Source organism: Adhaeribacter terreus (assembly GCF_042657365.1).
Classification (GTDB): domain Bacteria; phylum Bacteroidota; class Bacteroidia; order Cytophagales; family Hymenobacteraceae; genus Adhaeribacter_A; species Adhaeribacter_A terreus.
Genome location: NZ_JBHSKT010000004.1, coordinates 378,701 through 403,922, shown reverse-complemented (window position 1 = coordinate 403,922; position 25,222 = coordinate 378,701). Strand labels below are relative to the sequence as shown.

General features: G+C 45.1%; 20 protein-coding genes. 8 read left to right on the top strand and 12 right to left on the bottom strand.

The features are described 5' to 3' along the window. Positions 1-50 precede the first annotated feature (50 nt). The 5 genes from ACFPIB_RS09260 to ACFPIB_RS09240 form a co-directional block, all read right to left on the bottom strand. Positions 51-422, bottom strand: coding sequence for a VOC family protein (locus ACFPIB_RS09260; RefSeq protein WP_378017161.1), 372 nt, complete (start codon positions 420-422; stop codon positions 51-53). Positions 423-427: 5 nt separating this feature from the next. Further along, positions 428-970 carry a GNAT family N-acetyltransferase gene (locus tag ACFPIB_RS09255; RefSeq protein ID WP_378017160.1) on the bottom strand — a complete coding sequence of 181 codons (543 nt, stop codon included), beginning with the start codon at positions 968-970 and terminating at the stop codon, positions 428-430. Between the two features lie 137 nt (positions 971-1,107). Then, positions 1,108-1,635 carry a P-loop NTPase family protein gene (locus ACFPIB_RS09250; protein WP_378017159.1) on the bottom strand — a complete coding sequence of 176 codons (528 nt, stop codon included), beginning with the start codon at positions 1,633-1,635 and terminating at the stop codon, positions 1,108-1,110. Between the two features lie 78 nt (positions 1,636-1,713). Further along, the gene (locus ACFPIB_RS09245) at positions 1,714-3,492 is read right to left on the bottom strand and encodes a chloride channel protein (protein WP_378017158.1); all 1,779 of its coding nucleotides are present in this window, start codon (positions 3,490-3,492) and stop codon (positions 1,714-1,716) included. A 216-nt stretch (positions 3,493-3,708) separates the two neighbouring features. Further along, on the bottom strand, positions 3,709-4,707 hold the full coding sequence (locus ACFPIB_RS09240) for a DUF2167 domain-containing protein (RefSeq protein ID WP_378017157.1): 999 nt from the start codon (positions 4,705-4,707) through the stop codon (positions 3,709-3,711). Positions 4,708-4,876: 169 nt separating this feature from the next. Here ACFPIB_RS09240 and kynU point away from each other — a divergent pair, with 169 nt between their 5' ends. Next, complete coding sequence (gene kynU / locus ACFPIB_RS09235; RefSeq protein WP_378017156.1) at positions 4,877-6,148, top strand: kynureninase; 1,272 nt, start codon at positions 4,877-4,879, stop codon at positions 6,146-6,148. Between the two features lie 173 nt (positions 6,149-6,321). Here kynU and ACFPIB_RS09230 read toward each other — a convergent pair whose 3' ends face one another. Beyond that, on the bottom strand, positions 6,322-7,788 hold the full coding sequence (locus ACFPIB_RS09230) for a hypothetical protein (RefSeq protein ID WP_378017155.1): 1,467 nt from the start codon (positions 7,786-7,788) through the stop codon (positions 6,322-6,324). A gap of 187 nt (positions 7,789-7,975) precedes the next feature. Here ACFPIB_RS09230 and ACFPIB_RS09225 point away from each other — a divergent pair, with 187 nt between their 5' ends. From ACFPIB_RS09225 to ACFPIB_RS09205, 5 genes are all read left to right on the top strand, one after another. Beyond that, positions 7,976-8,725, top strand: coding sequence for a DUF3575 domain-containing protein (locus tag ACFPIB_RS09225; protein ID WP_378017154.1), 750 nt, complete (start codon positions 7,976-7,978; stop codon positions 8,723-8,725). 169 nt (positions 8,726-8,894) lie between these two features. Then, entirely contained in the window at positions 8,895-9,632 is a 738-nt protein-coding gene (locus ACFPIB_RS09220) for a hypothetical protein (RefSeq protein WP_378017153.1), read from the top strand. A 264-nt stretch (positions 9,633-9,896) separates the two neighbouring features. After that, positions 9,897-10,385: a YybH family protein gene (locus ACFPIB_RS09215; protein WP_378017152.1), complete on the top strand. Its 489-nt coding sequence runs from the start codon at positions 9,897-9,899 to the stop codon at positions 10,383-10,385. Positions 10,386-10,755: 370 nt separating this feature from the next. Beyond that, on the top strand, positions 10,756-10,986 hold the full coding sequence (locus ACFPIB_RS09210; protein ID WP_378017151.1) for a hypothetical protein: 231 nt from the start codon (positions 10,756-10,758) through the stop codon (positions 10,984-10,986). Between the two features lie 105 nt (positions 10,987-11,091). Continuing rightward, positions 11,092-12,459 (top strand): FAD-dependent oxidoreductase, encoded by a 1,368-nt coding sequence (locus ACFPIB_RS09205; protein ID WP_378017150.1) that lies wholly within the window; start codon positions 11,092-11,094, stop codon positions 12,457-12,459. Between the two features lie 152 nt (positions 12,460-12,611). Here the strand turns inward: ACFPIB_RS09205 and ACFPIB_RS09200 are convergent, their stop codons facing one another. The 4 genes from ACFPIB_RS09200 to crtD form a co-directional block, all read right to left on the bottom strand. Further along, positions 12,612-13,229, bottom strand: coding sequence for a TetR/AcrR family transcriptional regulator (locus tag ACFPIB_RS09200; RefSeq protein WP_378017149.1), 618 nt, complete (start codon positions 13,227-13,229; stop codon positions 12,612-12,614). Between the two features lie 184 nt (positions 13,230-13,413). After that, positions 13,414-14,025 carry a TetR/AcrR family transcriptional regulator gene (locus ACFPIB_RS09195; protein WP_378017148.1) on the bottom strand — a complete coding sequence of 204 codons (612 nt, stop codon included), beginning with the start codon at positions 14,023-14,025 and terminating at the stop codon, positions 13,414-13,416. A gap of 89 nt (positions 14,026-14,114) precedes the next feature. Next, on the bottom strand, positions 14,115-14,795 hold the full coding sequence (locus ACFPIB_RS09190) for a carotenoid biosynthesis protein (protein ID WP_378017147.1): 681 nt from the start codon (positions 14,793-14,795) through the stop codon (positions 14,115-14,117). After that, positions 14,782-16,260: a 1-hydroxycarotenoid 3,4-desaturase CrtD gene (crtD, locus tag ACFPIB_RS09185; RefSeq protein WP_378017146.1), complete on the bottom strand. Its 1,479-nt coding sequence runs from the start codon at positions 16,258-16,260 to the stop codon at positions 14,782-14,784. The genes ACFPIB_RS09190 and crtD overlap by 14 nt, the downstream gene beginning before the upstream one ends. A 189-nt stretch (positions 16,261-16,449) precedes the next feature. Here crtD and ACFPIB_RS09180 point away from each other — a divergent pair, with 189 nt between their 5' ends. Then, positions 16,450-17,400 (top strand): alpha/beta hydrolase, encoded by a 951-nt coding sequence (locus ACFPIB_RS09180; protein ID WP_378017145.1) that lies wholly within the window; start codon positions 16,450-16,452, stop codon positions 17,398-17,400. Positions 17,401-17,524: 124 nt separating this feature from the next. Here ACFPIB_RS09180 and ACFPIB_RS09175 read toward each other — a convergent pair whose 3' ends face one another. Then, positions 17,525-20,452 (bottom strand): DEAD/DEAH box helicase, encoded by a 2,928-nt coding sequence (locus ACFPIB_RS09175; protein WP_378017144.1) that lies wholly within the window; start codon positions 20,450-20,452, stop codon positions 17,525-17,527. A gap of 383 nt (positions 20,453-20,835) precedes the next feature. Here ACFPIB_RS09175 and ACFPIB_RS09170 point away from each other — a divergent pair, with 383 nt between their 5' ends. Beyond that, positions 20,836-23,268, top strand: a complete 2,433-nt coding sequence (locus ACFPIB_RS09170; protein ID WP_378017143.1) for a TonB-dependent receptor domain-containing protein — start codon at positions 20,836-20,838, stop codon at positions 23,266-23,268. 723 nt (positions 23,269-23,991) lie between these two features. Here ACFPIB_RS09170 and ACFPIB_RS09165 read toward each other — a convergent pair. Then, positions 23,992-25,215, bottom strand: coding sequence for an ABC transporter permease (locus ACFPIB_RS09165; protein WP_378017142.1), 1,224 nt, complete (start codon positions 25,213-25,215; stop codon positions 23,992-23,994). Between the last annotated feature and the right edge of the window lie 7 nt (positions 25,216-25,222).

The window sequence follows — 25,222 nt, the reverse complement described above, 5'->3', positions numbered from 1 at the left end:
TCCAATTTACAAGGTTCTTACAGAATGAAAATCTGGATAGTGCAACTTTTTTACCGATGCTGATCGATCAGAATATTATTGCCATCCGGATCCGTTAAAGTAATGTGCGCCGGGCCAGCTACACTTTCAATTTCTTTGCTGGTTAACTCGATCCCGGCATTTTTCAGGTGCGCTTCTATGGCACGAACATCATCAAAAGGGTCAACCGTCTGCGCATTCTGGTTCCAACCGGGGTTAAAGGTGATGATGTTTTTATCGAACATGCCTTGAAATAAACCGATAATGGCGTCGCCATTTTTAAGGATCAGCCATTTCTGATCGATGTTGCCGCCCAAAGCAGTAAAGCCTAATTTCTCGTAAAATTCCTGCGATTTCTGGATATCCTTTACGGCCAGGCTGATTGAAAATGCTCCTAAATTCATATGGCTTAAAATTTCGTTTCTGAATTGGTTTCTAAAGGCAGCTTCATCAAGATATCAGTTTGCTCGTCATTACCTAATTTAAAAATGTGCTTGTCGAAGGCTATAAAGCCGTTTTTCTGATAAAAATTGATGGCGCGCTGGTTTTCTTCCCAAACGCCTAGCCAGACATAATCGGCATTTCGCTGCTTTGCAATCTGCATAGCTTTTTCATAAAGCAATTGCCCGACTTTTTTGCCGTGAAATTCCTGCAGCACATAGATCCGTTCAATTTCAAGTGCTTTGTCGTCTTTAATTTCAGTTTGTGCTTCGCCAACGTTCAGCTTTAAATAACCGATCATTTGCTGCCCGAGCCGCGCAAAATAAAACTCTGAGTTTGGGTTACTGAGTTCTTGAGTCAGTTTTTCAGTTGAGAAACCTTCTGCCAGGTACTTTTTCAAATTCTCTTCTGTGTTTCCTGCTGAAAATGTTTCGGCAAACGTTTGCCGGCCAATTTGTTGCAATTGGTCAATTTCTTCTATCGTTACTTTTTGTATCTCAATGGTTTCCATGCTTGTTTAGTTACCTTTCTTTTAATCAACAGAATTTTATCAGAGCGGCGGATTTATAAATGCAGGATAATGTTGTACCAGAAAAGCCGCGCATTCCAATGTCTTGCTAAGATAAAGTAATATCCGGTAGCAGAAATTCATGGGAGGAAATTCTTCGCCAGAAAATCCTCCAGCGCTTCCGGCTTGGTAAACACAAACAAATTCCGGTTTTCGCGCAAACTTTCCATCAATCCTAAGATCTTCGGCCGCCATTCCTGCTGAAAAAAACAGATTACTTCTTCCAGTTTATCCGCTTTAGCGGCGTAAGGCGAATTTTCCGGCACAAACTTATTTGGTGAAATTTTATCTTTTTCGAGTCGTTCCTGCGCGCGCTGCAAACAATATTCCACCGGAAAATCGAGGTAAATAATCGTATCGGCCGCTTCGAAGCGCTGTTTCAGAAATTTCCAGTCGCCTACGCCTTCAATGATCCAGTTCGGTTCCGCCAGCCAGGTGTTGTGAATTGCTTCAAATTCCGCTTCCGGAGTTTTCTGCCAGCCGGGCCTGAACTGCACCAGATCCAGATGAAAAACCGGCAAACCCGAAACGGTAGCCAATTTCTCCGAAAAAGTCGATTTTCCCGAACCGGAATTTCCGCAAATGGTAATGCGCTGCATAATAGCCATAGCCAGTTTTAACGGGTATTTCTGGCCGGAGTTTCTGTGAAAAACGGTAGGGAAAAAGCCTGAAAAAGTGCCTTCGCGTTATTCCTGACTGTACTTAATTAGCAATTTGCGGTAGCGGGTAAAAACGCCTGATTTCGAAATAAAACCAACAAACTTCGTGTTGTGCGTAACCGGCAAAAGCAAAGCGTTCGTTTCGTCGAATTTCTGCATTACCGTGCTCATGTCTTCGGTTTTATGAACCACCGTCAGCGGCAAAACCATCATTTCGGCGGCCCGTCTTGCCTCATAAAGCTCCGGTTTGAAAAGCATTTCCCGGATGTTGTTTACCTGCACGAGTCCTAAAAGCTGTTCTTTTTCATTCAGAACCGGGTAAATGGGTTGGTGGTTTGTAGCAATTAATTGGGTTAGTTCGCCTAACGTGGTTTCGGGTTTTATGGTCTGGTAATTGGTTTCGATCAGGTTGATAATGCGCAGATTTTTCAGTACGGCTTTGTCTTTATCTACCCGGTGTAAATGGCCGCGCGCCGCTAAATGTTTGGTATCCAGCGAGAAAGGTTCTATGTATTTCACCAGCGCAAAAGCAATGGCAGTTACCAGCATCAGCGGGATCATGAGCTGGTAACCACCAGTAATTTCGGCAATCAGGAAGATGCCGGTAAGCGGAGCGTGAATCACGCCGCTCACAATTCCGGCCATGCCCACCATCGTGAAATTTCCTATAGGCAGGTGGCTTAAACCCAGTAGGTTAACCAGTTTGGAAAAGAAAAAGCCGGTATAAGCGCCCACAAACATAGAAGGAGCAAAGTTGCCGCCGTTACCGCCCGAAGAAATGGTGGTCATGGCGGCAAAAACTTTCATCAGTCCGGTGGCGCCAATAAAGAGCAGCACCGCCCATTCGTTAAAACGCCAGTCGGCAAAAATGCTGCCTGCCAAGAGCCGGCTGGAGTCGCCGGTCGATAAGGATTTAATGCTTTGGTAGCCTTCGCCGAACAAAGGCGGAAAAAGGAAGATCATGATGCCGAGCAGCAGTCCGCCTGAAATGGCTTTGCCGTAAACATTGCCTTTGTATTTCGCAAAAAGGGCTTCCACTTTCCAGGCCATGCGCGAATAATACACCGAAACCAGCGCGCAAAGGATGCCCAGCCCGATATAGAACGGTACATTTTCGTAATGAAAAGGTTCTTTCAGGTTGAAGTAGAACAAAGCGCCTTCCTGCAGTAAAATGCGGTTGCACAAAGCTCCGGTAGCCGCAGCCAGCAAAAGTGGTGTAAAAGCCGAAATGGTAACTTCGGTAAGCAACACTTCTATGGCAAAAAGTACGCCCGCAATGGGTGCGCTAAAAGCCGCCGAAATGCCCGCCGCCGCGCCGCAAGCCAGCAACAACGTCCGGTCCTGAAACGATAAATGATAAAAGCGGCTGTAGTTAGAACCAATGGCCGAACCCGTAACCACGATAGGAGACTCCAGTCCGGCCGAGCCGCCAAAACCGCCCGTAAGAGCCGCTGTAATTATGTGGGTGTACATTTTATCTTTCTCAACGCGGCTTCCTTTCTGACTGATGGTGTACAAAACGTTGCTGGTACCGCGCCCCAGTTTCCCGTTCCGGAAAACCTGCACGTAAAAGACCGTGAGTAGCAAACCCAGCATGGGCATAAGCAAAAGGAACTGGGCTTTATATTCGAAAAACTGCCCGCCGGTAACAAATGCGTAAATAAAATGAACTGCGCTTTTCAGAATGACCGCCGCAATGCCCGCCGTTAAACCCACAAACACGCTGGAAAGCAATATGAACTGCCTTTTAGTAATGTGCCGGCGCAGCCATAAAATAGGAATCGCAACTTTTCGGTTAAAACGCATTGGCCAGCTTTACTTATTTGAGTAAGCAAAGTTACGCGACCGGAAAACGGTATCCAAAACGGCTCGAAAAGTGCCGGAAAACGGTAGACTTTTGGGGCAAAAAAGTCGAAGAAAGGGTTGAACGTTGTTGGAAAACGGTAGGGAAAAAGGCCTGAAATGTAAAAGCCGGAATTGCAGCTAAAGCAATTCCGGCTAAAAGATATTTCTTAGGAAATTTTAATTCACTTTCTCTGCTTCTTCCGCTACTGTTTCGGTTGCAGCAATCGGGCTGCCATCCATCAGCTCATTAGAAGCTACTATCGCAGCTGGTTCTTCCTGGCTTATTTCTTCCGTAGGCGTAGCGTTGTTTTCTTCCTTCTTTCCGCCAAAAAAGCGGCGCAAGAAACCAAAAGCACTTACTGCGGCTAAGGCAATAATTTTCCAGAACTTAAGTATTAAAGCAAAGAAACCAACCTTTGCCAGTACTTTTCCGGCTACTAACCCGCCTATCGTCCAGCTGGCTACTTCATCCAGATCAGGATTGAAATCTGCATATTTGGAGCCTTGTTCAAATTCTACCACGTTCAACACGCTGGCAATATTTTTATTTATTTCCGGCAATTGATTCATGGTTCCAATGGCATTTAAAACCATAACCCCTTTGCGGCCCAGAATCCGGATGTTGTAGTTCAGCGTATTATCTTCGGCGTTTCCAAATTTAATTTCTTTTGCCCAATGCAGAATTTTGCGGTCAGCATCGTAATATGGTTTGGCAGCCCAACCTATCAGACTAATGGCTTCGTAACCGGCTTTGGTTCTTTCGCTGTTGGCAGTTTCCGTTTCTTCCTGCAGATCTTTCAAAAGATCGTCGTAGTTTATATCGTCAGCATCGTCGTCTTTAACGTAACCGATCTCATCATATTGAATATTAAAAACCCAGGAATCTTCCGCTAATACGCCTTTGTTTTCCGGCAGCAGCATTCCTAAAGACATATCAGGCCCTTTAGGGTTTCCCCAAAGTTCTGTCAATACATATTCCGATTGCGTGGCATCCAGGTATTTGAATCCCGGAGGTACAGTAATAGAAGCCAATCCGTTACGCAAAGTAATTTTTCCGTGCTGGTAATTGAAAGTAGCTTCCATAGAATCGATCCGCGCCTGCATTTCCGGGTCATTTTCTGCAAAAACGTTAAAAGTTAGCATGCAGCTAAAGAGGAAGAGTAAAAGTTTCTTCATAAACGATGTTAGATTAATGAATTATGGATTTAACTGTGTACCTCTCCCCAAAATTTCCCAAATTAGCAGCCGTAAACAGAAACTTTAAAAACAGAAGAAAAAGGAGCGTCAAAATTAATTAAATTTTAACAACCGGCTATCTTTTGTTTATTTATTTTGATTTTTTAAAATGACCTACGAAAATTCTCTTCAATACGCGCAAGCGCAAGACCAGCAAGACCCACTCCGCAAATACCGCGAGCAATTCTATTTCCCGCAGGTAAACGGCCGCGATGCCATTTATTTTACCGGTAACTCGCTGGGTTTACAGCCAAAAAGTGCCAAAGCCGCCATAGAAGTTGAGCTGGAAGATTGGGCTAATTTAGGCGTGGAAGGGCATTTTGAAGGCCGCAATCCCTGGATGCACTACCACGAATTCCTGACCGAAAAAGCGGCCCGTGTAGTAGGAGCCAATCCGCTGGAGGTGGTAATTATGAACACGCTTACCGTGAACCTGCACCTGATGATGGTGAGTTTCTATCGCCCAACCAAAGAGCGTTTCAAGATCATTACCGAAGCCGGCGCTTTCCCATCGGATCAATATGCGTTAGAAACCCAGGTAAAATTCCACGGTTTTAACCCCGACGAAGCCATTATAGAAATTGCTCCGCGCGCCGGCGAACATACGTTGCGTACCGAAGATATTATCGACGTAATTAACGCCAATGCCGGTTCGGTAGCTTTGATCATGATGGGCGGCGTGAATTACTATACCGGTCAGGCCTTCGATATGGAAACCATCACCAAAGCCGGCCACGTAATTGGCGCAACGGTTGGTTTCGATCTGGCGCACGCGGCTGGTAACTTAGAACTGCATTTGCACGACTGGAACGTAGATTTTGCCGTTTGGTGTACTTATAAATACCTGAATTCCGGACCGGGTGGTACTTCTGGGGTTTTTGTGCACGAACGCCACGCTAACAATCCGGACTTGCCGCGTTTTGCCGGCTGGTGGGGCCACGACAAAGAAGTGCGTTTTAAAATGCAGAAAGGCTTCAAACCTATGCCGGGTGCCGCTGGCTGGCAGTTAAGCAATGCGCAGATTCTGCCAATGGCCGTTCACAATGCTTCGCTCAAGATCTTTGATGAAGTTGGTATGAAAGCCCTGCGAGAGAAAAGCGATAAACTGACCGGTTACCTGGAATGGCTCATAAACGGTATCAATTCCGAGGCCAAAACTCAAAGCTTCGAAATGATCACGCCAACCAACCCGAAAGACCGCGGCGCGCAGATATCTTTGCTGGCTCACAAAAACGGTAGGGAATTATTCGAAAAACTCACCAAAGCCGGGGTAATTGCCGATTGGCGCGAACCAAACGTAATTCGCGTAGCGCCGGTGCCGCTTTACAATTCTTTCGAAGATGTGTTCCGGTTTGCGGAAATTTTGCGCGAAAACGTGTAATGCATTAAATAAGAATTGAGCTTTAGTAGAACCCGGTTTTGCTTTCATAAAAAATAGCAGAGACGGGTTTTATTTTGAGTTTTTTCGCTCCAAACCATACCGTTTTCTGCATAAAAAAAAGGCTGCAAATCTGTTTTGCAGCCTTTTTTTTATGTGAATTAGTAATTTCAGGTTTAGTTGAATTCAATGTTGCCGAAGCGGTAGTTACGGCCGTTTTCGCTGTAAATAATAACGCTTTTGTTGTCTTGCAGGTAAAAGCCCGGGCGCACAATGGTTTTATGATCTTTGGCCGGGAACAGCGCTTTTTTCTGAACTTCTCCGCGGCCATCCATCACCGCCAGCATGGTTACGGCTTTCGAAGGTTTTTTCATAAACTTCAGCTTTTTCGGGTCCGTTCTGCCAATATTCTTTACATGGTCGTTATAGATCAGGTAAATTTTATCTTGCATTACGCTAACCGAGTACGAAGAATAAATGCCGTTGTCATTAACCGTATGCTGTTTTTTAGGCACGCGTTTCATCCATTCAATAGATCCATCCGGATTAATGTTTATGAAAACAATATCGTTTCTTACATAATGATACGTGTACTGGTTCTTAGTTTGTACCACATATTGGTAAGCTTGTTCACCCACTAATAAGGCGCCGCCATCTTCTCTAATTATCAGCTTATCCAAATCCATGTGCGCAACGCCGGCGTTCTCATTTTTCGCGCGGGTTTTGCTCATAAACATTTCCAGGAATTCTTTGCTGAAGTCTTTTAAGCCCTGCGTCAGGATCTTTTTGCTGGCAAAATCAACTTTCATGAAAAAGGTGCCGCTGGCTCTCAGCTTCTTGTCGTCGGCGTAGAAACCGGCCACGATCAGGTTCTTATTCTTATCCAGATCAAACGTAATATCTGTTACAAATTTGGTCGGGATCTGGATGGTGTAATTTTTAATCTCGTCGGTGTCGCGGAAATAACCATACACCTGGCACAGGTACTTTTGCTCCTTGCTTTTTCTTTCTTCGCGTTTTTTCAGGGTAGAAGCCAGCACATACACGTTGCCGTCGTTATCTACGCGGTAATCGCTGAGCACGGTTTCTTTGTCTAACTGCGGCAGGGTTACTGCTTTGTTTACCAGAATGTTCAGATCTTTGTCAAGTACCTTGAACTGGAATTTCTCGTTTTCTTTCCGGTCGTAAGGCATATCCTGGTACACCAGTATTTTAGAGCTGTCGTTGGAAAGGGAAAAGCTGAAACCGCCGGATTTCTTTTTAGAAGTAGCGCCTTCAATAACCGACACATCTACCGTTTTCGGATCTACGGTTCCGTCTGCATTCACTTTGTTGGCAAAAGCAATGTTGCGGTCGTTGTCTTTATCGAAGTAAGAAGAGAAGAGCACCAACTGGCCGTTCAGGTAATAAATAGCTTCGTAAGCAGGCCGTTGTTTGCTTTTAACCGGATTTGGAATGCTCAGTTCTTTCGAAAAAGCAAGTTTATTTTGCAGGTCGTAACGCTCCAGAATGTATTTATGGTTATCCCGGTTAAAAAGCGACGTTCCCGAAAAGTCGTTGCGCAGCGTATAGAAACCAGATTTATCGTTGCCAATAATTCTGATGGTAGAGGTTTTTCTTGGGTCTTTTAAGGCCGGCCCCAAACTACTTTGGTATTTACCTGGCTTAAAGCCGTTTCTGCGGCACCAAGAAGCAAGCCGGTTAGCAAAAGCCAACTGGCTAAAACTGTTTTTTTCATAATGTTTTTAGATGAGAATTTATGTTGCAGTAACAAAACTAACTTTTACTTTTGCAATCACAAAAAAGCGCTCCGTTTAATTTTTTTACACAATGCCTAAAATTCTATTTCTCTTTCTGTGCAGTTTCCTTTCCGTTAACGGGGTGTTCGCGCAACATACTTTCAAAAGCGTCGCTCCCGATTCTGCTAAGCAGCAAAGCCCGCAAATAATTGTAACCGAAGGAAGCCCGGCAACCTATTTCACTACCAAAAAAGTAGCCGAAAAAACGCCGCTTCACACGTGTATAAAAATGAATCCTTTATTGCTGCTGCAAGGTGATATTCCGGTTTACCTGGAGCGGAAAATTGCCAAGAAACTCACCATAGAATTTGGCTTAGGCATGACCTACGACAACGTGGTAACCGATGCCCTGGACCCTGATCATTATTCGGAAACTACTACTAAAGAAAACCTGATGGGTTATAGCGTTGCAGCCGGTTTGCGGTATTATCCGTCCAGCACATACGAAACCATGGAAGGCTATTATTTTGCGCCGGAAGTACGCTACCGGAAATATAAATCTGTTGCCAACCAGTATCTGGAAGAACCTATTAATGTGAAGCAGGGTCGCGATTTTACCGATTTCAAACTGGGTTTTGGCTACGTAGATTTTATAGAAGACCATATTTTTATAGATATGTACACGGGCGTTGGTATGCGCAAACGCAATTATTTTAATATGGTAAGAGACGGGGAAATTATTGATAATGGCACCACCATTGTTGAAACCTACGAATTATGGAATGAAAATAAAATGGTGCCACTGTTTTCGCTGGGAGCCAAAATAGGTTTCGCCTTTTGAGTTTTTTGCCTTAAAAGCATAGCGTTTTAGTCAGATCCCGGAAAAGCTTCAGCCGCCTTTCCGGGATTTTTTTATTGCATTTATTTTCAGCACTAAGGGTAAATAGCATTAGAGTTGTCTTCAGGATATACCGCAAATTTTAGTGGTGCCAACTTTAAATTCCGTGTTTATGCGTACCTTTTTCCTGATCTTAACTGCCGGCATTTTTGCAACGAATGTTGCTTTCAGCCAGAGCACAACTTTTGCGTCCGATTCCACCGCATCAAAGCATTCGCCAGCTTCAGTAAAACGAACAGCTTCTGAAAAACCCGAAATCCGCAGCAATGCTAAAATCACCCGCGTGAAAATAAACCCGCTCGTAATATTAAGCGGCGATATGCCGGTTTACCTCGAGCACGAACTCAAGAAAAACCTCAGCGCCGAAATTTCCGTGGGTTCTACTTACGACAACGTGCTCTCGGATATTTTGGAAAGCGGCAGTCAGCCGGGTCTGAGCATTACCAAAGAAGGCTTGAACAGCTATAGTTTTTCGGCGGCGCTGCGGCATTATCCTTCGGAGCAGGGCAGTGCTTTGCAGGGCTATTATTTTTCGCCGGAAGTCCGTTTTCGCGATTACCGCAGCCTGGTTACCAATGTGGGCGGCGAAGACATAAAACTGAAACAAGGCCGGCAGATCTTAGATGGTAAATTTGTGATCGGCTATATCAATCAGACCAGCGACCGCATCTTTTTCGATTTCTATGGCGGTATTGGCATGCGTTATAAATTCTATAAAGACCGCATCGAAAATTACAGTGTGATCTATGATCCGGCCACCGGGCAAACTACCACGCACCTGAAACTGAAAGACGAATTACGCCGCGGCATGCTGCTTTCACTCGGTTTTAAACTAGGCTTTGCATTTTAAAACAGCTAAAAAACTGCATTCAGGAAAATATTCGGCATAATTATTTGGATTTCTGACAAATGTTTGTACATTAGGGTTGCGCTATATTCTATGAATTGCCGCATTTCATCATCTCATTACCTTGTTTTGTCAGAAACCGTGAGAGCCCTGCCTAACCCGTAGGGCTTTTGCGTTTTTAAAACACCTTTTTCTGCCAGAAACAGTATACTAAACACGTTAAAAACCGCTGTTTACCGGCACGTTGTCCGCTTTATTCCAGTTACTATGAAAAACTTTACTTCTCAGCTTTTGCTTGGTTTGGCCGTGGCGTTTGCTTCTGCCTGTACCAGTACATCTCGTTTGGCCGGCCCCCAGAATACCGGCGATACCCGCGAAGCCGTAATGCAGGCCGACCGCGATTTTTCTAAAATGAGTGAAGAAAAAGGCCTGAACACTGCTTTTATAGCCTACGCTGCCGACGATGCCGTGCTGCTGCGGGCTAAAACCCAGCCCATTACCGGCCGCGAAAATATCCGGATGTACATGTCCAGAACTTCCGATGATGGAATTCGCTTAACGTGGTCGCCACAGTATGCCGATATTGCTGCTTCCGGCGATATGGCTTATACCTACGGCACGTATTTAATGGAAACCCGCGACATAGATGGGAAAGTAATTACGACGGACGGCACTTACGTTTCGATCTGGAAGAAAGACGCCAAAGGTTTCTGGAAATACGTGCTAGACTCCGGGAACCAGGGTTTGCGCCCGTAAAAAACGCTATGCTTTTAGCCCGAAAAACTCACATTGCCCGGAATTCAGAAATGTTTGAGGCTGCATAAAGTCTTCTTTCTGAAAACCGGAGCTGGCATAGGTTTACGTGAATGCTGAAATTCATTTTTCTTCAGGAAACAACCCGGGACATCTGTTAAAAAGCTTTTTTAAGTGGATTTGAACTTTCTTGAGTCATTGCTAACCAGCCAAAATGCCACGCTTACCTTTGAAAAAGAACACTTTACTAAGATAGAATAATTTTGTGTGGTATTGGTATTTTTTAGTTGTAGCTTTAGTAAAGTAAAAACAGAAAGCCAATTTTAATTGTGCTGTTTTTACCCTGATTCTCTCAAAAGTAAACCCGAGTGCTATGGCCAGAATTGTAAAAACTACTCCGAAAAATCAGAAGCATTTATTGCTGAAAGCTGGCTTGAGCATATTTTTATTCCTGCAGATCCAGATGCCCGACGCGGCCAATACGTCTTTAAAGAAACTGAACCAGTGGTCTTTTGAACTTTGCCGGCAGACCAAAAATACATGCTGCGCTAAAGTCAATAAAACCCCTGTGCATATTGCGCTGGCTACGCCGCTCGTAAAGTAATAAGGTGGTTTCACTTCAATTTACGGATTTCCTGTTTCAAAAAACCTGAATCTTTTTACCTTTACTTCCTGAACCCGATTTTAATTCATTTCAGAAGGATAAGGTATGCGTGAATCTCAACCAAACGCCACTATAGTAGGCGCCGGCCTGGTCGGCTCGCTGCTGGCGCTTTACCTCGCTAAAAAAGGCAATAAAGTTACTATTTTCGAACGCCGCCCGGATATGCGCAAAGCTGATATTGGTGGCGGACGTTCTATAAACCTGGCTCTCAGCGACCGTGGCTGGCGCGCGCTGGAAGGCATTGGCATCGGCGACGATATCCGGAAAGTAGGCATTCCGATGTATAAGCGCGTAATGCACGATGTGAAAGGCAATTTAACCAGCCAGCCGTATGGCAAAGAAGGGCAGGGCATTTATTCGGTTTCGCGAGGCGGCCTGAATATGAAACTGATGGACCTGGCGGAAGAAAACCCGAACATTAACCTGCATTTCAACCAACAACTCACCAATCTCGACCTCAAAACCAATACTTTAGAATTCCATAATCCGCAAACCAACGAAGATACCAAAGTGCAGGCCGAACGTGTTTTTGGGGCCGATGGTGCATTTTCGGCTGTTCGGAGCGTTTTGCAGAAAACCGAGCGTTTCGAATATTCGCAGAGTTACCTGGAATATGGCTACAAGGAACTGACCATTGCGCCCGGCGAAAACGGAACGTGGCAGCTCGAAAAAAATGCCCTGCACATCTGGCCGCGCGGCCAATACATGATGATTGCCTTGCCAAACCTGGACGGCAGTTTTACCTGCACCATGTTTTTCCCTTACGAAGGCGAACATTCTTTCAGCGCTTTAAAAACCGAAGCCGATGTAACGAAATTCTTCTCAGAAGTTTTTCCGGATGCTTTACCGTTAATGCCTACTTTGCTGGAAGATTATTTCGGCAACCCAACCGGCACGCTGGTAACCGTAAAATGTTTCCCGTGGACGTACCAGGATAAAGTAGCGTTAATTGGCGATGCGGCGCACGCAGTGGTTCCTTTTTATGGACAGGGAATGAACGCCGGTTTTGAAGATTGCACCGTGCTGAACCAGCTTATGGAAGCCCACGACAATGATTGGGAAACCATTTTCAAAGCATTCGAAACCTCGCGCAAACCAAACGCCGATGCCATTGCCGACTTAGCAGTGCTTAACTTTGTGGAAATGCGCGATAAAGTAGCCGATCCGCAGTTTTTGCTGCAGAAAAAGATAGAAGGCAAGATCAACGCCATGTATCCGGAGCAGTGGATCCCGCTTTACACCATGGTTACTTTCAGCCCGGATATTCCGTATGCAAAAGCAATGAAAAACGGGCAGAAACAGGAAAAGATCATGAAAAAGCTGATGAAGTATATCAAGACCGAAGCTGATTTTGAAAAGCCGGAGGTGCAGGAGATCCTGCAGCAGAAAATGGCTGAAAAATTCAGCGTATAAATTTTTGCCTGACTTTTTAAGCCCGAAACCATAGCGTTTTAAACAGGAAAGCCGCCCGGAATTAACTTCAGGGCGGCTTTTGTATGTTTACTTAAAACTGAATTCTGGAATTATTCTTTCATGCAATCCTTCAGAAATTCGCTCAATAAAAACTAAACGCTGTATTTGGCAAAGAAATTATCGGCATTTTTAGCGCCGTTTTCGGTGCAGATGCCGCGAATGTAATAAAGGTAAATGCTGCGGTAAACCTCCGATAAACTATAGCGTTCTGGCGGAAATACCTGCGGGTTTAGCAGTAAGCCAACCATTTCGAGCATAATTTTGGTTACCAATTGCAGGTTCAGATCTTTCCGGAATTCGCCGCCTTGCACACCACGGTTCAGAATGTCGTAGATCTGGTGGTAAGAATGCGTGTTGAGGTGATCCAGGGCAATTTGCCAGACTTCCGGATAATGCTGCTGCAGATCCAGAATATATGCCGGATTAGTGGCTTTCATGTTTTTAATGCCGTTCTGGATCATAAGCAGGATCTCTTCGATGGCGCTTTTGGCATCTTTTACCAGTTCTTTCTGATACTTTTGCTGCTTCTCAATATCAAAAAGCAGCGTTTGGCGCACCAGGTTGGCTTTGCTCGAAAACAGTTCGTTAAAAGTAGCCTGCGAAATATCGAGTTTTTGCCGCAGCTCATCTTCCGAAAATGCTTCAATGCCTTCCTGCTGGAAAAGAATAATGGTTTCGCCTAAGATCGTATCTTTTACCGTCGTGTTCATGCGTGCTTAATTTGTCCGGACTTCCATTAAAATATGGAATAAAGCAGAAGCCGGATTGTAAATTTATAATTTTCAGGCTGAAAAGCCAAGTTGGACACCTGCGGAATGCAATTTTTAAAGAAAATACAGCAGCGGAATAACAGGTTTCTCTACGCAGGAAACATGAAAAGGTAGGGTAAAAAGCTTAAAAAGTATTGTCCGAGAAAAACGCATCGGCAATTTGTCCACCGGTTTCGGTGCAAATTCCGCGCAGGTAATTCAGGAAAATATTGCGAAAAACTTCGCCCATGTTGTAACGGTGCTTTGGGAACAAATGCGTGTTGTGCATTACGTTCAGCTGCTCGATAAGCACTTTGGTAACGATCTCGAGGTTAATATCGTGCCGGAAAAGTTTCTGACGGATGCCTTCGTTGAGCAGATCGTAGAACTGGTAATAATAATTGATCTGCAGGTGGCGCTGGTAGGTGTTCCAGGCAGCTGGGTAAAGGTATTGGATCTGAATAAAAAAGCCCGGATGCACGTCTTTCACCTGGTCGGCGCAGCTTTTAAACATCAGGATTATTTCTTCAACCGGGTTTTGCGCGGCCGCCATTATTTCGGTCGGAAAAACATCGGTAGCATTCAGGCTGTATTCCACGGCCTGGCGCACCAAGTCTTCCTTGTCGCGGAAAATTTGAGGAAAAGTTTGTTCGCTAAGTTGTAAGTGGTCGCAAATACGGCTCTCAGTCAGGTCTTTAACGCCATTCTGATAAAACCAGGTAATTGCTTTGTCTAATATTTCCGTTCTCACATCCATGCCTTGCGAGCATATTTTTCATAAATCTACACGAAAAAAACGGAATAGGAATACTGCGTTGCTTTATAAGTGCGTAAAAATTGGAAAAGTTATTGAAGTGTTATATTTAGTGCAATAAAAAACACAGCTTGTAACAGGAACACCAGCGGCGCCACAGCATTGGTTTTGGGAACGTTGCTTCGCTGGAAATAAAGTTGCAAAATCAACGCCAGTAGTAGCCAGCCCGCATAATTCTGCAACGGAATTTCGTTGTTTTGCCAGCTCCAGAAATCGAAACGCACGGCTACGGGTTCAATAAAATAATCGAGCAAAACCATAAGTAGCGCCGAAATGATGGCTGCCAGCCAGGGTTTTTCAGTCCAATTCCGTACCGTTATGCCAATGCAGTAAACCAGCATTACCCAGTTCAGGCCAATGAGCAAAGGCACTTCCCAGAGTTTAAAACCCAGCGCTTCGCCATAAACATAATTCCCGAAAAGCAAACCGGTATGCACGCCCAGCACTTCGGCCAGAAAACCAGCAGCAAAGGTAATCAGCGCAAATAAAAAGAAGGCCGCATTAAAGTTTTTATGGTGCAGGAAAAGCAGGAAATTGGTGAGCAGCAAATTGAGCGGCGTTAAATTCTGATACGTTTCCGGGGTGCCGCTAAAAACCAGGCCCCAGAAACCTACCGCATGAAAAATAACCAACACGGCCGCCGAAAACGCTAGCTTTTTGTCGGTAAAAAGTCGGGAAGAGGAAACGGTTTTCAGGGTTTCAGCGGTAATCATTTTTTACGAGGTCGCTTACAATTTTGGCGCTTAACAAACACAGCGGAATGCCGCCGCCGGGGTGTACGCTGCCGCCGCAAAAATATAACCCTTTTACCTGTCGCTTAAAATTAGGGTGCCGCAAAAAAGCTGCCATGGCATTATTGGAACTGCTGCCGTACAAAGCGCCGCCCACCGAACCGGTTTCGAGCTCGATGCCGCGCGGGTCCCAGGTTTTTTCGCATGTCAGGTGATTTTGCAGGTCTGTCTTTAAATGTTTGTTTAGTTTTTTGAATACGTTTTCGCGGGTTTCGGCAATCAGTTTATCCCAATCCTGACCTTCGTTGTGCGGCACATTTACCATTACAAACCAGTTTTCGGCGTTTTCGGGCGCATCTGTGGGCGTAAATTTGCTGCTAATATTCACGTAAACGGTCGGGTCGTGGTGAATGGTTTTGTGTTTAAAGATATGCTCGAATTCCTGCTTATAATCCTGACTGAAGAAAATGTTGTGCAGGTGCAGCTCCGGAAACGTACGGTTTATGCCCCAGTAAAAAATAAGTGCTGAACTCGAACGCGGTTGGTTTAAGGTTTTTTCGGGCGCTTTCAGGGTTGGCAGAAGTTTCCGATAGGTCGGCACCACATCCATATTGCTCACCACGGCATCGAAGGTATATGTTGCTTTAACGGTGCGCAAACCCGTCACTTTTTTGCGGTCTTCGCATAGCGTTATTTCTTCGGCTTTTTCGTTGAAATGGAATTTTACGCCCAATTCTCCGGCCAGTTTATGCAGACTTTTAGCAATGGAAAAGATACCGTTTTCGGGGTAAAAAGCGCCGATATTATGCTCTAAATGTGGAATGATGTTAAGCGTAGCCGGTGCCTGATACGGGTCCGAACCATTGTAAGTAGCAAAACGGTCGAGTAACTGCACAAAACGGGAATCCTGAAAATCCTCTTCGTTGGTCTGGTGCATGTTTTTGCTCAAACCCAGACGCGGGGTGGCTGCTATGGCTTTAAAAATATCGGGGCTGAAATAAGTAGAAAGTTTGTGCAAAGATTTGTGCAGAAACGTTGCCGAAGTAGCGTTGTATAAATGTGCGCTGCGTTTCAGAAACCATCTTACTTTTTTTTTCGGAATGCCTAGCGTTTGCTCCACTTCCTCCTGAAATTTATGATGATCGCGGTAAGCATGCAGTTGCGTGCCGTCGGCAAAATGATATTTGGTGATAATATCCAGGATCTGATAGCGGAAATAATCGGTTGGCCGGCGGCCGGCAGCATAAAAAAGATCGTCCACCAAATGCGGCATGGTAAACAGCGAAGGGCCTTTGTCGAACCGGAAACCATCCATGCTGAACTCCGTCATTTTGCCGCCAAACGTGCTGTTCGCTTCAAAAACCGTTACTTCAAAATTTTGCAGCGCCAGCCGGATAGCCGTAGCCAATCCTGCCACGCCGGATCCGATCACTGCTGCTGTTTTCATAGGTGGTTCGTAGTTTTTAGTGCCGAAAACATAGCGTTTCCGCGCATCTTTCTTCAACCGAAAAAATGAATTTAGGTTTTGAAAATTCCGTAATCAGTACGTTTTATTTAACTACAGGCTTAATTTATACGCAGTTACATGCCGTTTTAAACGCAAAATTCCTTAAGTTTACTATATATAAATGAAGCTATGAAAAAACTTATTCTATCTGTTATGCTCAGCGGCGCGATCTTTACCAATGTGTTGGCGCAGGCTGCAAAATTCAAAGAAAGCGACATCTCCCTGAAAACTTCCGACGGCGTACTTCATGGTTCGCTCATGGAGGACGTTGCGGCGCAGAAAAAAGGTGCAACGGTTGCGCTGATCATCAGTGGTTCCGGCCCGACCGACCGTAACGGCAATAATGCGCAAATGGTCAATAATTCGCTGAAAATGCTGGCCGAAGGACTTGCTGCCAACGGCATTGCTACGGTGCGTTACGATAAACGCGGCATTGCTGCCAGCCAGGCAGCCGGAAAAGCTGAAACTGACCTCCGTTTCGAAAATTATATTAACGATGCAGCCGAATGGATTCGCTTGTTGCAGAAAGATAAACGCTTTAATAAAGTGGTAGTAATTGGCCATTCCGAAGGTTCGCTGATCGGTCTGGAAGCTGCTTTAGCAACCAATCCGGCGGCGTTCGTTTCTATTGCCGGAGCCGCAAATTCGGCAGATTCCATCCTTTTAATGCAGGTCGAAAAACAACCCGACATGGTGAAAACCGAAGTGCAGAAAATTGTAACGGAATTGCAGCAAGGGAAGCAGGTAAAAAATTACAGTCCTTATCTCGAAGCGCTTTTCCGCCCGAGTGTGCAGCCGTATTTAATTTCTTGGATGAAGTATAAGCCCGCCAAGGACCTGAAAAAACTGAAAGCCAAAACGCTTATTATCCAGGGAAAATCTGACTTGCAGGTGCCGGTAAGTGAAGCGCAGTTGCTGGCAAAAGCGAAACCCGATGCCAAATTGCTTGTGATCGATAATATGAACCACGTGCTGAAAAACGCTCCCGCCGATCCGGTGCAAAACATTGCCACTTATGCGAACCCTGATCTGCCGCTGGCTAAAGAATTGGTGCCGGCAATTACAAGTTTTGTGAAGTAGAAAACGCTATGGTTTGAAGCCAAAAAAGCCGCTGAAATGCGGCTTTTTTATTTAGAGGATTTTATCGGTAGCGAAAGTAGCGCTGGTTTTAATGCCTACGCTACTTTTGCTTTTATTCAGTTATTTAAGAAAGCAGATTCTCGATATCTTCCTTCGTCAAACTCTTGATCACGGTTTCATCGGTAGAAATAAGATCGGTTACGAGCTGAATTTTCTTGTTTTGCAGCGCCAGGATCTTTTCTTCTACGGTATTTTTCGCGATGAATTTATAAGTGAAAACCGTATTCTGCTGACCAATTCTGTGCGCGCGGTCCACGGCTTGCGCTTCTACTGCCGGGTTCCACCACGGGTCCAGAATGAACACGTAATCTGCGGCGGTTAAATTTAACCCTACGCCACCCGCTTTCAGCGAAATTAAAAATACCTGAATAGACGTGTCTTTCTGAAAACGATCTACCTGCGCCTGCCGGTCTTTGGTGTTGCCATCCAGGTAGGTATAAGAAATCTTTTTTTCGTTCAGCGCTTGGCGTACGAGTTCTAAATGCTTTACAAACTGGCTGAAAATTAAAACTTTATGGCCTTTTGCTACTACGTTCCGCGTCATCCGGATTACTTCTTTAAGTTTGCCGCTTTCGCCTTCGTATTCGGGGTTGGCCATGCCGGGGTGGTTCGCAATTTGGCGCAATTTCATGAGGCCCTGCAAGAGCATGAACTGACTTTTATTCGCGCCGTGCTCTTCAATGCTTTTCAGAATTTTATTGCGATAATAGCTCTTGGTTTCTTCGTACGCCTGTTCCTGTTCTTCGGTCATCTGACAGTAGGTGGTGTGCTCTACTTTAGCCGGAAGTTCGGTGGCAACCTGACTTTTATGCCTGCGCAAAATGAATGGCTTGATTAGCGCGTGCAGTTTTTTTGTTTTTACTTCGTCCTTGTCTTTCTCGATCGGTTTTAAAAACTCGTTGCGGAAGAAATTCTGCGAACCCAACAGCCCCGGATTAATGAAACTCATCTGGCTCCAAAGGTCCATCGTGCTGTTTTCCACCGGCGTGCCTGTTAAGATCAAGCGGTGCCGCGATTTCAATTCCCGAACGGAAAGCGAAGTGTTGGAATTCGGGTTTTTTATGGCCTGCGATTCATCGAGAATGATATAATCGAAATAGTATTTTTTCAGCAATTCGGTATCCAGGCGCACAATGCCGTACGAAGTCAGGATCACATCGTAATGCTTGAAAATGGAAACCGTTTTTTCGCGGTAGGTGCCGGTGTAATTCAAAATGCGGAGGTGCGGCGTAAACTTTTGCGCTTCGTTCAGCCAGTTGTAAATAAGCGAAGTTGGCATGACCAAAAGCGTAGCCGAATCGGCGCCGTTTTCTTTGCGGTGTTGCAGCATGGCCAGCGTTTGTACGGTTTTTCCAAGGCCCATATCATCCGCCAGGCAACCACCAAACTTGTAATCTTTTACGAAATGCAGCCAGTTATAACCCGCTTTCTGATACGGACGCAAAGTGCCTTTAAAGCCGGCCGGCAGCGGTTTATCTTCAATTTCTTCGAATTCGCGCAGTTTTTCCAGCTTCCGGGTCATGGTTACAGTTGCCAGGTTGCCATTCTGCAGATCGGTAATTAAAGCGAGGTGGTGTTTCTTGATCGTGAGTTCTTCTTCGCCATCCGAGAATGCAAAAAGCTCAATATACTGCGTAAACCACTCATCCGGAATGATGGCAATCTGGCCGTTCGGCAGGCGGTATTCGTTTTTGCGGTTCAGAATATACGGCCGCAGCTTGATGAACGGAATCTCAAAATCGCCGAAACGCACGGTGCCGTAAATATCGAACCAGTCGTTGTTTTCGGTAATGCCCACGTTCAGCGAAATTTCACCGATAAAGTAATTTTTGTTCGTCTGCGAATGGGCTTGTTCTATAATAAAGCCTTGTTTTTCAAGTTCCTGCGCGTGCTGGTTCAGCCAGCTGAAAGCCAAAGATTTATCTAAAACTGCTTTGCCGTTTTTTACTTCCAGTTCGCGATCAGAGAGTTTTTTCAGGAATTCCTTTTCGTGGTTTACATCGCGGATCAGGCGGTGGAAAATGTAAGAATCCTGGGTTTTCTCGATGTTCACGCTGATGCGTTTGGCTTCGTGGTTCAAAACGGTATACTTTCCGTACTGAAAAGCCAAATTGAACAGAATTTTCTCCTGCACCGCATTTCTATCGGCCCCGTTTCTGCTCTGGAACATATCTTTGGCCGGAATGCCGGAATTCACTTCGGAAAACGTTAAATGTGGCTGCGGTTCGTAGCGTTCCGATTTTATTTCAAAACCTTTCGCATACACATCAAAAGATTCTACCAGCGGCGCCACAAATTTGGTGAAATACGTTTCTTCAACTTTGCGCGGAATCACAATGAAATTTTTGCGCAGGAATGGCTGTAATTTTTTGCCATCTACTTCTTTTTCAAAGCTATAGAGTTTGTCTTCGAGCAGGAGCCAGGCCGGTTCGTTACAAATTAAAGCAGCATCTTTATACTGAAAATCAAGTTTCTGGCCGTTGTGTTTTATGGTAGGGAAATAGTGCGTATTTTCTTCGTTTCTCCGGAAATGGAACAGAACGGTAGCTTTTTCGCCGGCCATTTTAATTTCTTTCCAGGTCGGTTCGCCGTCTTTGCCCATTATAAAAACGCGTTTTTCAGTCAGCAAAGCCAGAATTTTAGCCATACGGGTTTCCACGTAGCTTTTAATATTTTCCTGCAGGTCTTTGTCGCCTTTTTCCGGATCGAAGGTTTTGAGGAAGAAATCCGTTAAGGTCATTTTCTTCGCGCAGAAGCGTTTGTAAACTGCATCCTGCTGGATCTGGTCGATAAGCGGAATGAGTTTAAAATCCAGCGCATCGAGGCGCGAGGCGAATTCATCGGCGTTTTTAACCGAAATGTTTTGATGCTGTAAAGTAAGATGGTTGCGGGAATTTATCTGAACAACAAAAGACTCGAATAAATAACCTAAATACTCGTGCTCAAAAAGCGAATAAACTGCCTGAAACGGCTGTGTTGTAAAAACCTTCATCCCCAAACGCTATATCGGACTTTAAAGATAGCTCTTTTTTGGTAGAATGCTTAAACTTTCGGGTTAATATTTTGCTTCTGAAAAACCGGTTTTGTTTGTTTCCTGCTTTTATTGACTTTTTTATGGAAAAACCATAGGGTTTTGGGTTTTGAATTTGTCTTGGAAGAAGTTGCGGGTAAAAACGCTATGGTTTTGGGTCGAAAAAGTGCTTTGTCTGGCCAACTTTCAGCGTAGCTTTTTATCGTTTCAACATACAAAAACGGTAGGTTCCCGCGTTAAAAAAGTCCGTATGCAGGATTCTGAAGTAGCAGGTTGTTATTTGTTGTACCTTTGCTTTTTCGAAATTACGCAAGCCGGAAAATCAGCCTTTTTTTACCCGAACTATGAAATACTTTTATTTGCTGCTGGCACTGCTGGTGGTTTCCTTTCCGGCAATTTCGCAAACCGCTTCCGGCATAATTAAAGGCCAGGTTGCTGATTCGGTAAAAACCACGCCGCTCAGTTTTGTAACCGTAAGCCTACGCGAAACCAACCAGACTACGTTCCTCAAAAGCACTTATACCGACGAAAAAGGCGCTTTTCAGTTTTCCGGTTTAGCTTTTAAGCCTTACGAAGTGATGATCTCTTACGTGGGTTTCAAGCCGGAAATTATTCAAGTTGAAAATCTTACTGCCGCCAACCAAACGGTACAGCTTCCGGCTATAAAACTGCAACCCGATGCCCGCCAGCTGAAAGAAGTGGAAATTACCACTCAGAAAATGTTGGTTACGCAGGATATTGACAAAATTAGTTACGATGTAGAAGCCGACCCCGAAAGCAAAACCGAAACGGTACTGGATATGCTCCGGAAAGTACCCATGGTAACCGTAGATGCCGACGATAATATTCAACTGAAAGGCAGCGGCAGTTACCGGGTTTTAATAAACGGCAAAACCTCGGCGCTTTTTGTACAAAACCCGAAAGATGTGCTGAAAAGCATGCCAGCCAGTTCCATAAAAAAGATCGAAGTAATTACCAATCCGCCAGCTAAATACGAAGCCGAAGGCGTGGGAGGCATCATTAATATTATTACCAATAAGAATAATCCGGGCGGTTACAACGGTTCTTTGAGTGCTGGTTTGCGCACACCTACTTCTTATAACGGCAACGCTTATGTAACTGTGAAAACCGGGAAATTCGGCTTTTCAGGTTCTGGCGGCAGCAATTCCTGGTGGTCGCCGGAAAACCAGCACCAGTATTTAAGGCGCGAAACCAACGGGGCGCAATTAACGCAAAATGGCACCGGCAAAGGCGATGGCCGCAACCGTTACGGCAATGCGCAGGTAAGTTTCGAGCTCGATTCCCTGAATTTATTTACGGGCAGCCTGAGCATGTATAAAGGCAACAACGATAATAATTCGGTGCAAAACGTGCTTTCTTCCGATTCCCTGGGCAGGCCGTTGCAGCAATATATTCGCAGTGAAGCCGGGAGCAATTTCTGGCAGGGCCACGATCTCAGTTTCGATTATCAGCGCAGTTTCCGGAAGCACGCAGAGCAGGTTTTTACGCTTTCTTACAAACGCAGCAATAACGGTTACGGCAATTCCACCGATTTTTCTTATATCCCGGAGCTCAATTACGTAGCCAATACCAGCAAAACTGAAAACGAAAACGACGAAACCGAGCATACTATTCAGGCCGATTACGTGCAGCCTTTCGGGAAAAATACCTGGGAAATGGGTTTGAAAACCATTACGCGCCTGAACAACAGCACTTATTTTTATGCGCTGCTCAACGAAAATACCGGCCAGTTTGAAATTGATCCCAGCCAGAGCAACGATTTCGATTACCGCCAGGATATTTACGCCGGCTATTCTTCCGTGAGCCTGAAAAAGAACGACTGGGGTATGCGGCTGGGAGCGAGGCTGGAAGAAACGAAAATCGATGCCACTTTCAAAACTTCCGAAACGGTTGCCCAACAGGATTATTTCAACCTGATCCCGTCGGTAGCCATTTCGCGGAAACTGAAAGAAATGCAGGATATGAAACTAAGCTATACCCAGCGTCTCGAACGGCCGGGCTTGTGGTATCTGAACCCTTACGTAAACCGCATCGATCCCAAGAATATCTCTTTCGGTAACCCGGAACTCGATGCCACGGTGAGCCATGCTTTTGAATTGGCGCACAGTGCTTTTGTTAAAAATTCGTCGCTTAATTCCAGCCTGTTCTACAATTTTACCAACAACGCTATCCAGGAATTTACCACTTTGCGCGGCGATACTTCCATTACTACTTACGATAATATTGGCAAACAGCAGAATGTAGGAATAAGCTTAAACGGCAACTTAAACCTGACCAAAAAGCTGAACCTGAACCTGAATACCGTGGTAAATTACGTGTATCTGACCGGTTCGGTGCAAGGCAAAAAAGTAACCAACGATGGTTTTACAATGAGCACGTTTGCTTACGCCGGCTACAAATTCGAAAAGAACTGGAAACTGAACGGGAACCTAGGTTTTTCTTCGCGTTCGGTGCAATTACAGGGGCGTTCGGGCGGTTATTTCCATTCCGGTTTCACATTCGGCAAAACTTTCCTGAAAGATGATAAAGCCACGATAAGCCTGGCGGTAAATAACCCTTTTCAAAGAACGCGCCGCTGGATAAACGAAATTAACGATCCGCATTTCTTTCAGCGCCAGGAGTCGGAGTTTGTTATTCGCCGCGTAGGAATTGCGTTTACGTACAAATTCGGGGAACTGAAAGGTGGTATTGCGCAGAAAAAGCGTGGCATTGAAAATGATGATGTGAAAAGCGGGAAAAGCGGTGGCGGGAATTAATGGTTTTTCTCGTCATCTCGACGATAGGAGAGATCTCTTCGGGTTGGTGGTAATGTTTGCTAATGAGTTTTTCTGTTTGAAAGAATAGCGTTTTTCGTCATTCCGAGCTCTAGTCGAGGAAACTTATAAAGCCGCATTTCTGAGTTTTTTGCTTCAAATCATACTGTTTATTTCGTCATCTCGACGGAAGGAGAGATCTCTTCAAGTTGGTAGTTTTGTTTGCTATTGAGTTTTTGAGCTACAAAGGATAGCGTTTTTGAAATACTGTTTCTGCTAAACAGGTGGCTTTAAACTTCCATCGGCAATTTTCTCCCTCAAGCCGGGCGGCTTCGTTTCTGCGTTCGCGGCTGCAACCCTTCCTTGCCGCACGCGGCATGCCTGCGGCACCGGAAGACTTGGAGGCCGCTCTCACAGAAACTGGTGTCAGTTTCCCTTCGTAGTCAGCTTCTTTTTAGTTTAGTTTTCTAGCTGACGTGATTTTGAGGAAACGCTGCGCTGGCGATATGCGTGAAAAGTAAGAATAAGGTAGAGAATAAAAGCTCCCCGCCTGGACAGGAGGGGTTAGGGGTGGTTGACCTGCTTTGCCGCTTGCTTTAAAGAATGAAGCCTATTTCAAAAGAAAATCCTGCCCATCCCAATAATCCTTTAAATCGTGTTCAAAGACAAAATCCCTGAATCCAATAAACCTAAATTCAGTCAATTAAAAACCCTGATCCAGGAAGCTTACAAATTATCTTTGATCTGCAAGGCTGCGGCGCGGCGGGCAGGGCGAATAGAAACGATGAGAGTAATGGCAATAATGGCAATGCCGGTGAAAATGAAATCCAGGGCCTGCATTTTTACGGGGTAAGAATCTACTACGGCGGTGGTCATGCCCATGGAAATGAGTCCGAACGTTTGTTGGGCCCAGCAAATAACCATTCCAATAAACAAGCCGGCTCCTGCACCAGATAACGCCACAATGGCGCCTTCAAAGAGGAAAATATTACGGATGATAGTAGAACTAGCACCCATGGAAGCTAAAATGGCAATGTCCTTTTTCTTATCTATCACCAGCATGGAAAGAGAGAAGAAAATATTGAGCGAGGCGATAAGCAAAATGAAGGCAAACGTGATGAACACGAAGAGTTTTTCAACCTTTACTGCGCGGAGTAAACTGGTATGTTGTTCGTCGGAGTTTTGAACCTGGAATTTTGGGCCGAGTAATTTTTTGAGCTGGCGTTTTACTTTGTCGGGGTTTACTTTGTCGGTTACTTTTACTTCCAGAGCGCTGCGTTTTTCACCATAATTGAACAGGTCGCGGGCAAATTCCAGGGGCACGAACACGTAATTATCGTCGTACTGGCGCTCAATGGCAAATACGCCGCCCGGCATAATGCCTTTTTCGTTGAACGCATTTTCAGGGTTCAGCGAGATCTTTTTACTGGCTTTCGGGTACAAAACCTGCAGGCCGGCGAACGGGTTATCGGTACGGACGGAAAGTTGTACCTGCACGCCACGGCCCAGCAATGCGTATTGTAATCCGTTTTTTTTCAGCACTGCGTTGCCTTCGGTAAGAGAAGAATCGATGCCGTTTTGGAGGAAATAATTATCGCTTACGCCCTTCAGTTTCACGATCATCTGCCGGTCCTGGTAACGGAGCAGGGCATTGTCTTCCACCGTTTCCGAAACCAGGTCTACGCCTTTTATGCCTTGAATATTTTTGAGGAATTCAGGCGTAACTTCAAAATTTTTGCCTTCTACGGCGGTAATTTTCAGATCTGGGTCGAAGCTGCCGTAAAGCGAGCGGATCAGATCTTCGATGCCATTAAAAACCGATAGCACAATGATAAGCGCCATGGTTCCCACGGCCACCCCGATCATGGAAATATTGGAAATAATGCTGATGATGTTCCGCTTTTTCTTCGACCGGAAGTACCGCTTTGCGATGAGAAAGGAAACATTCATGGTTAAG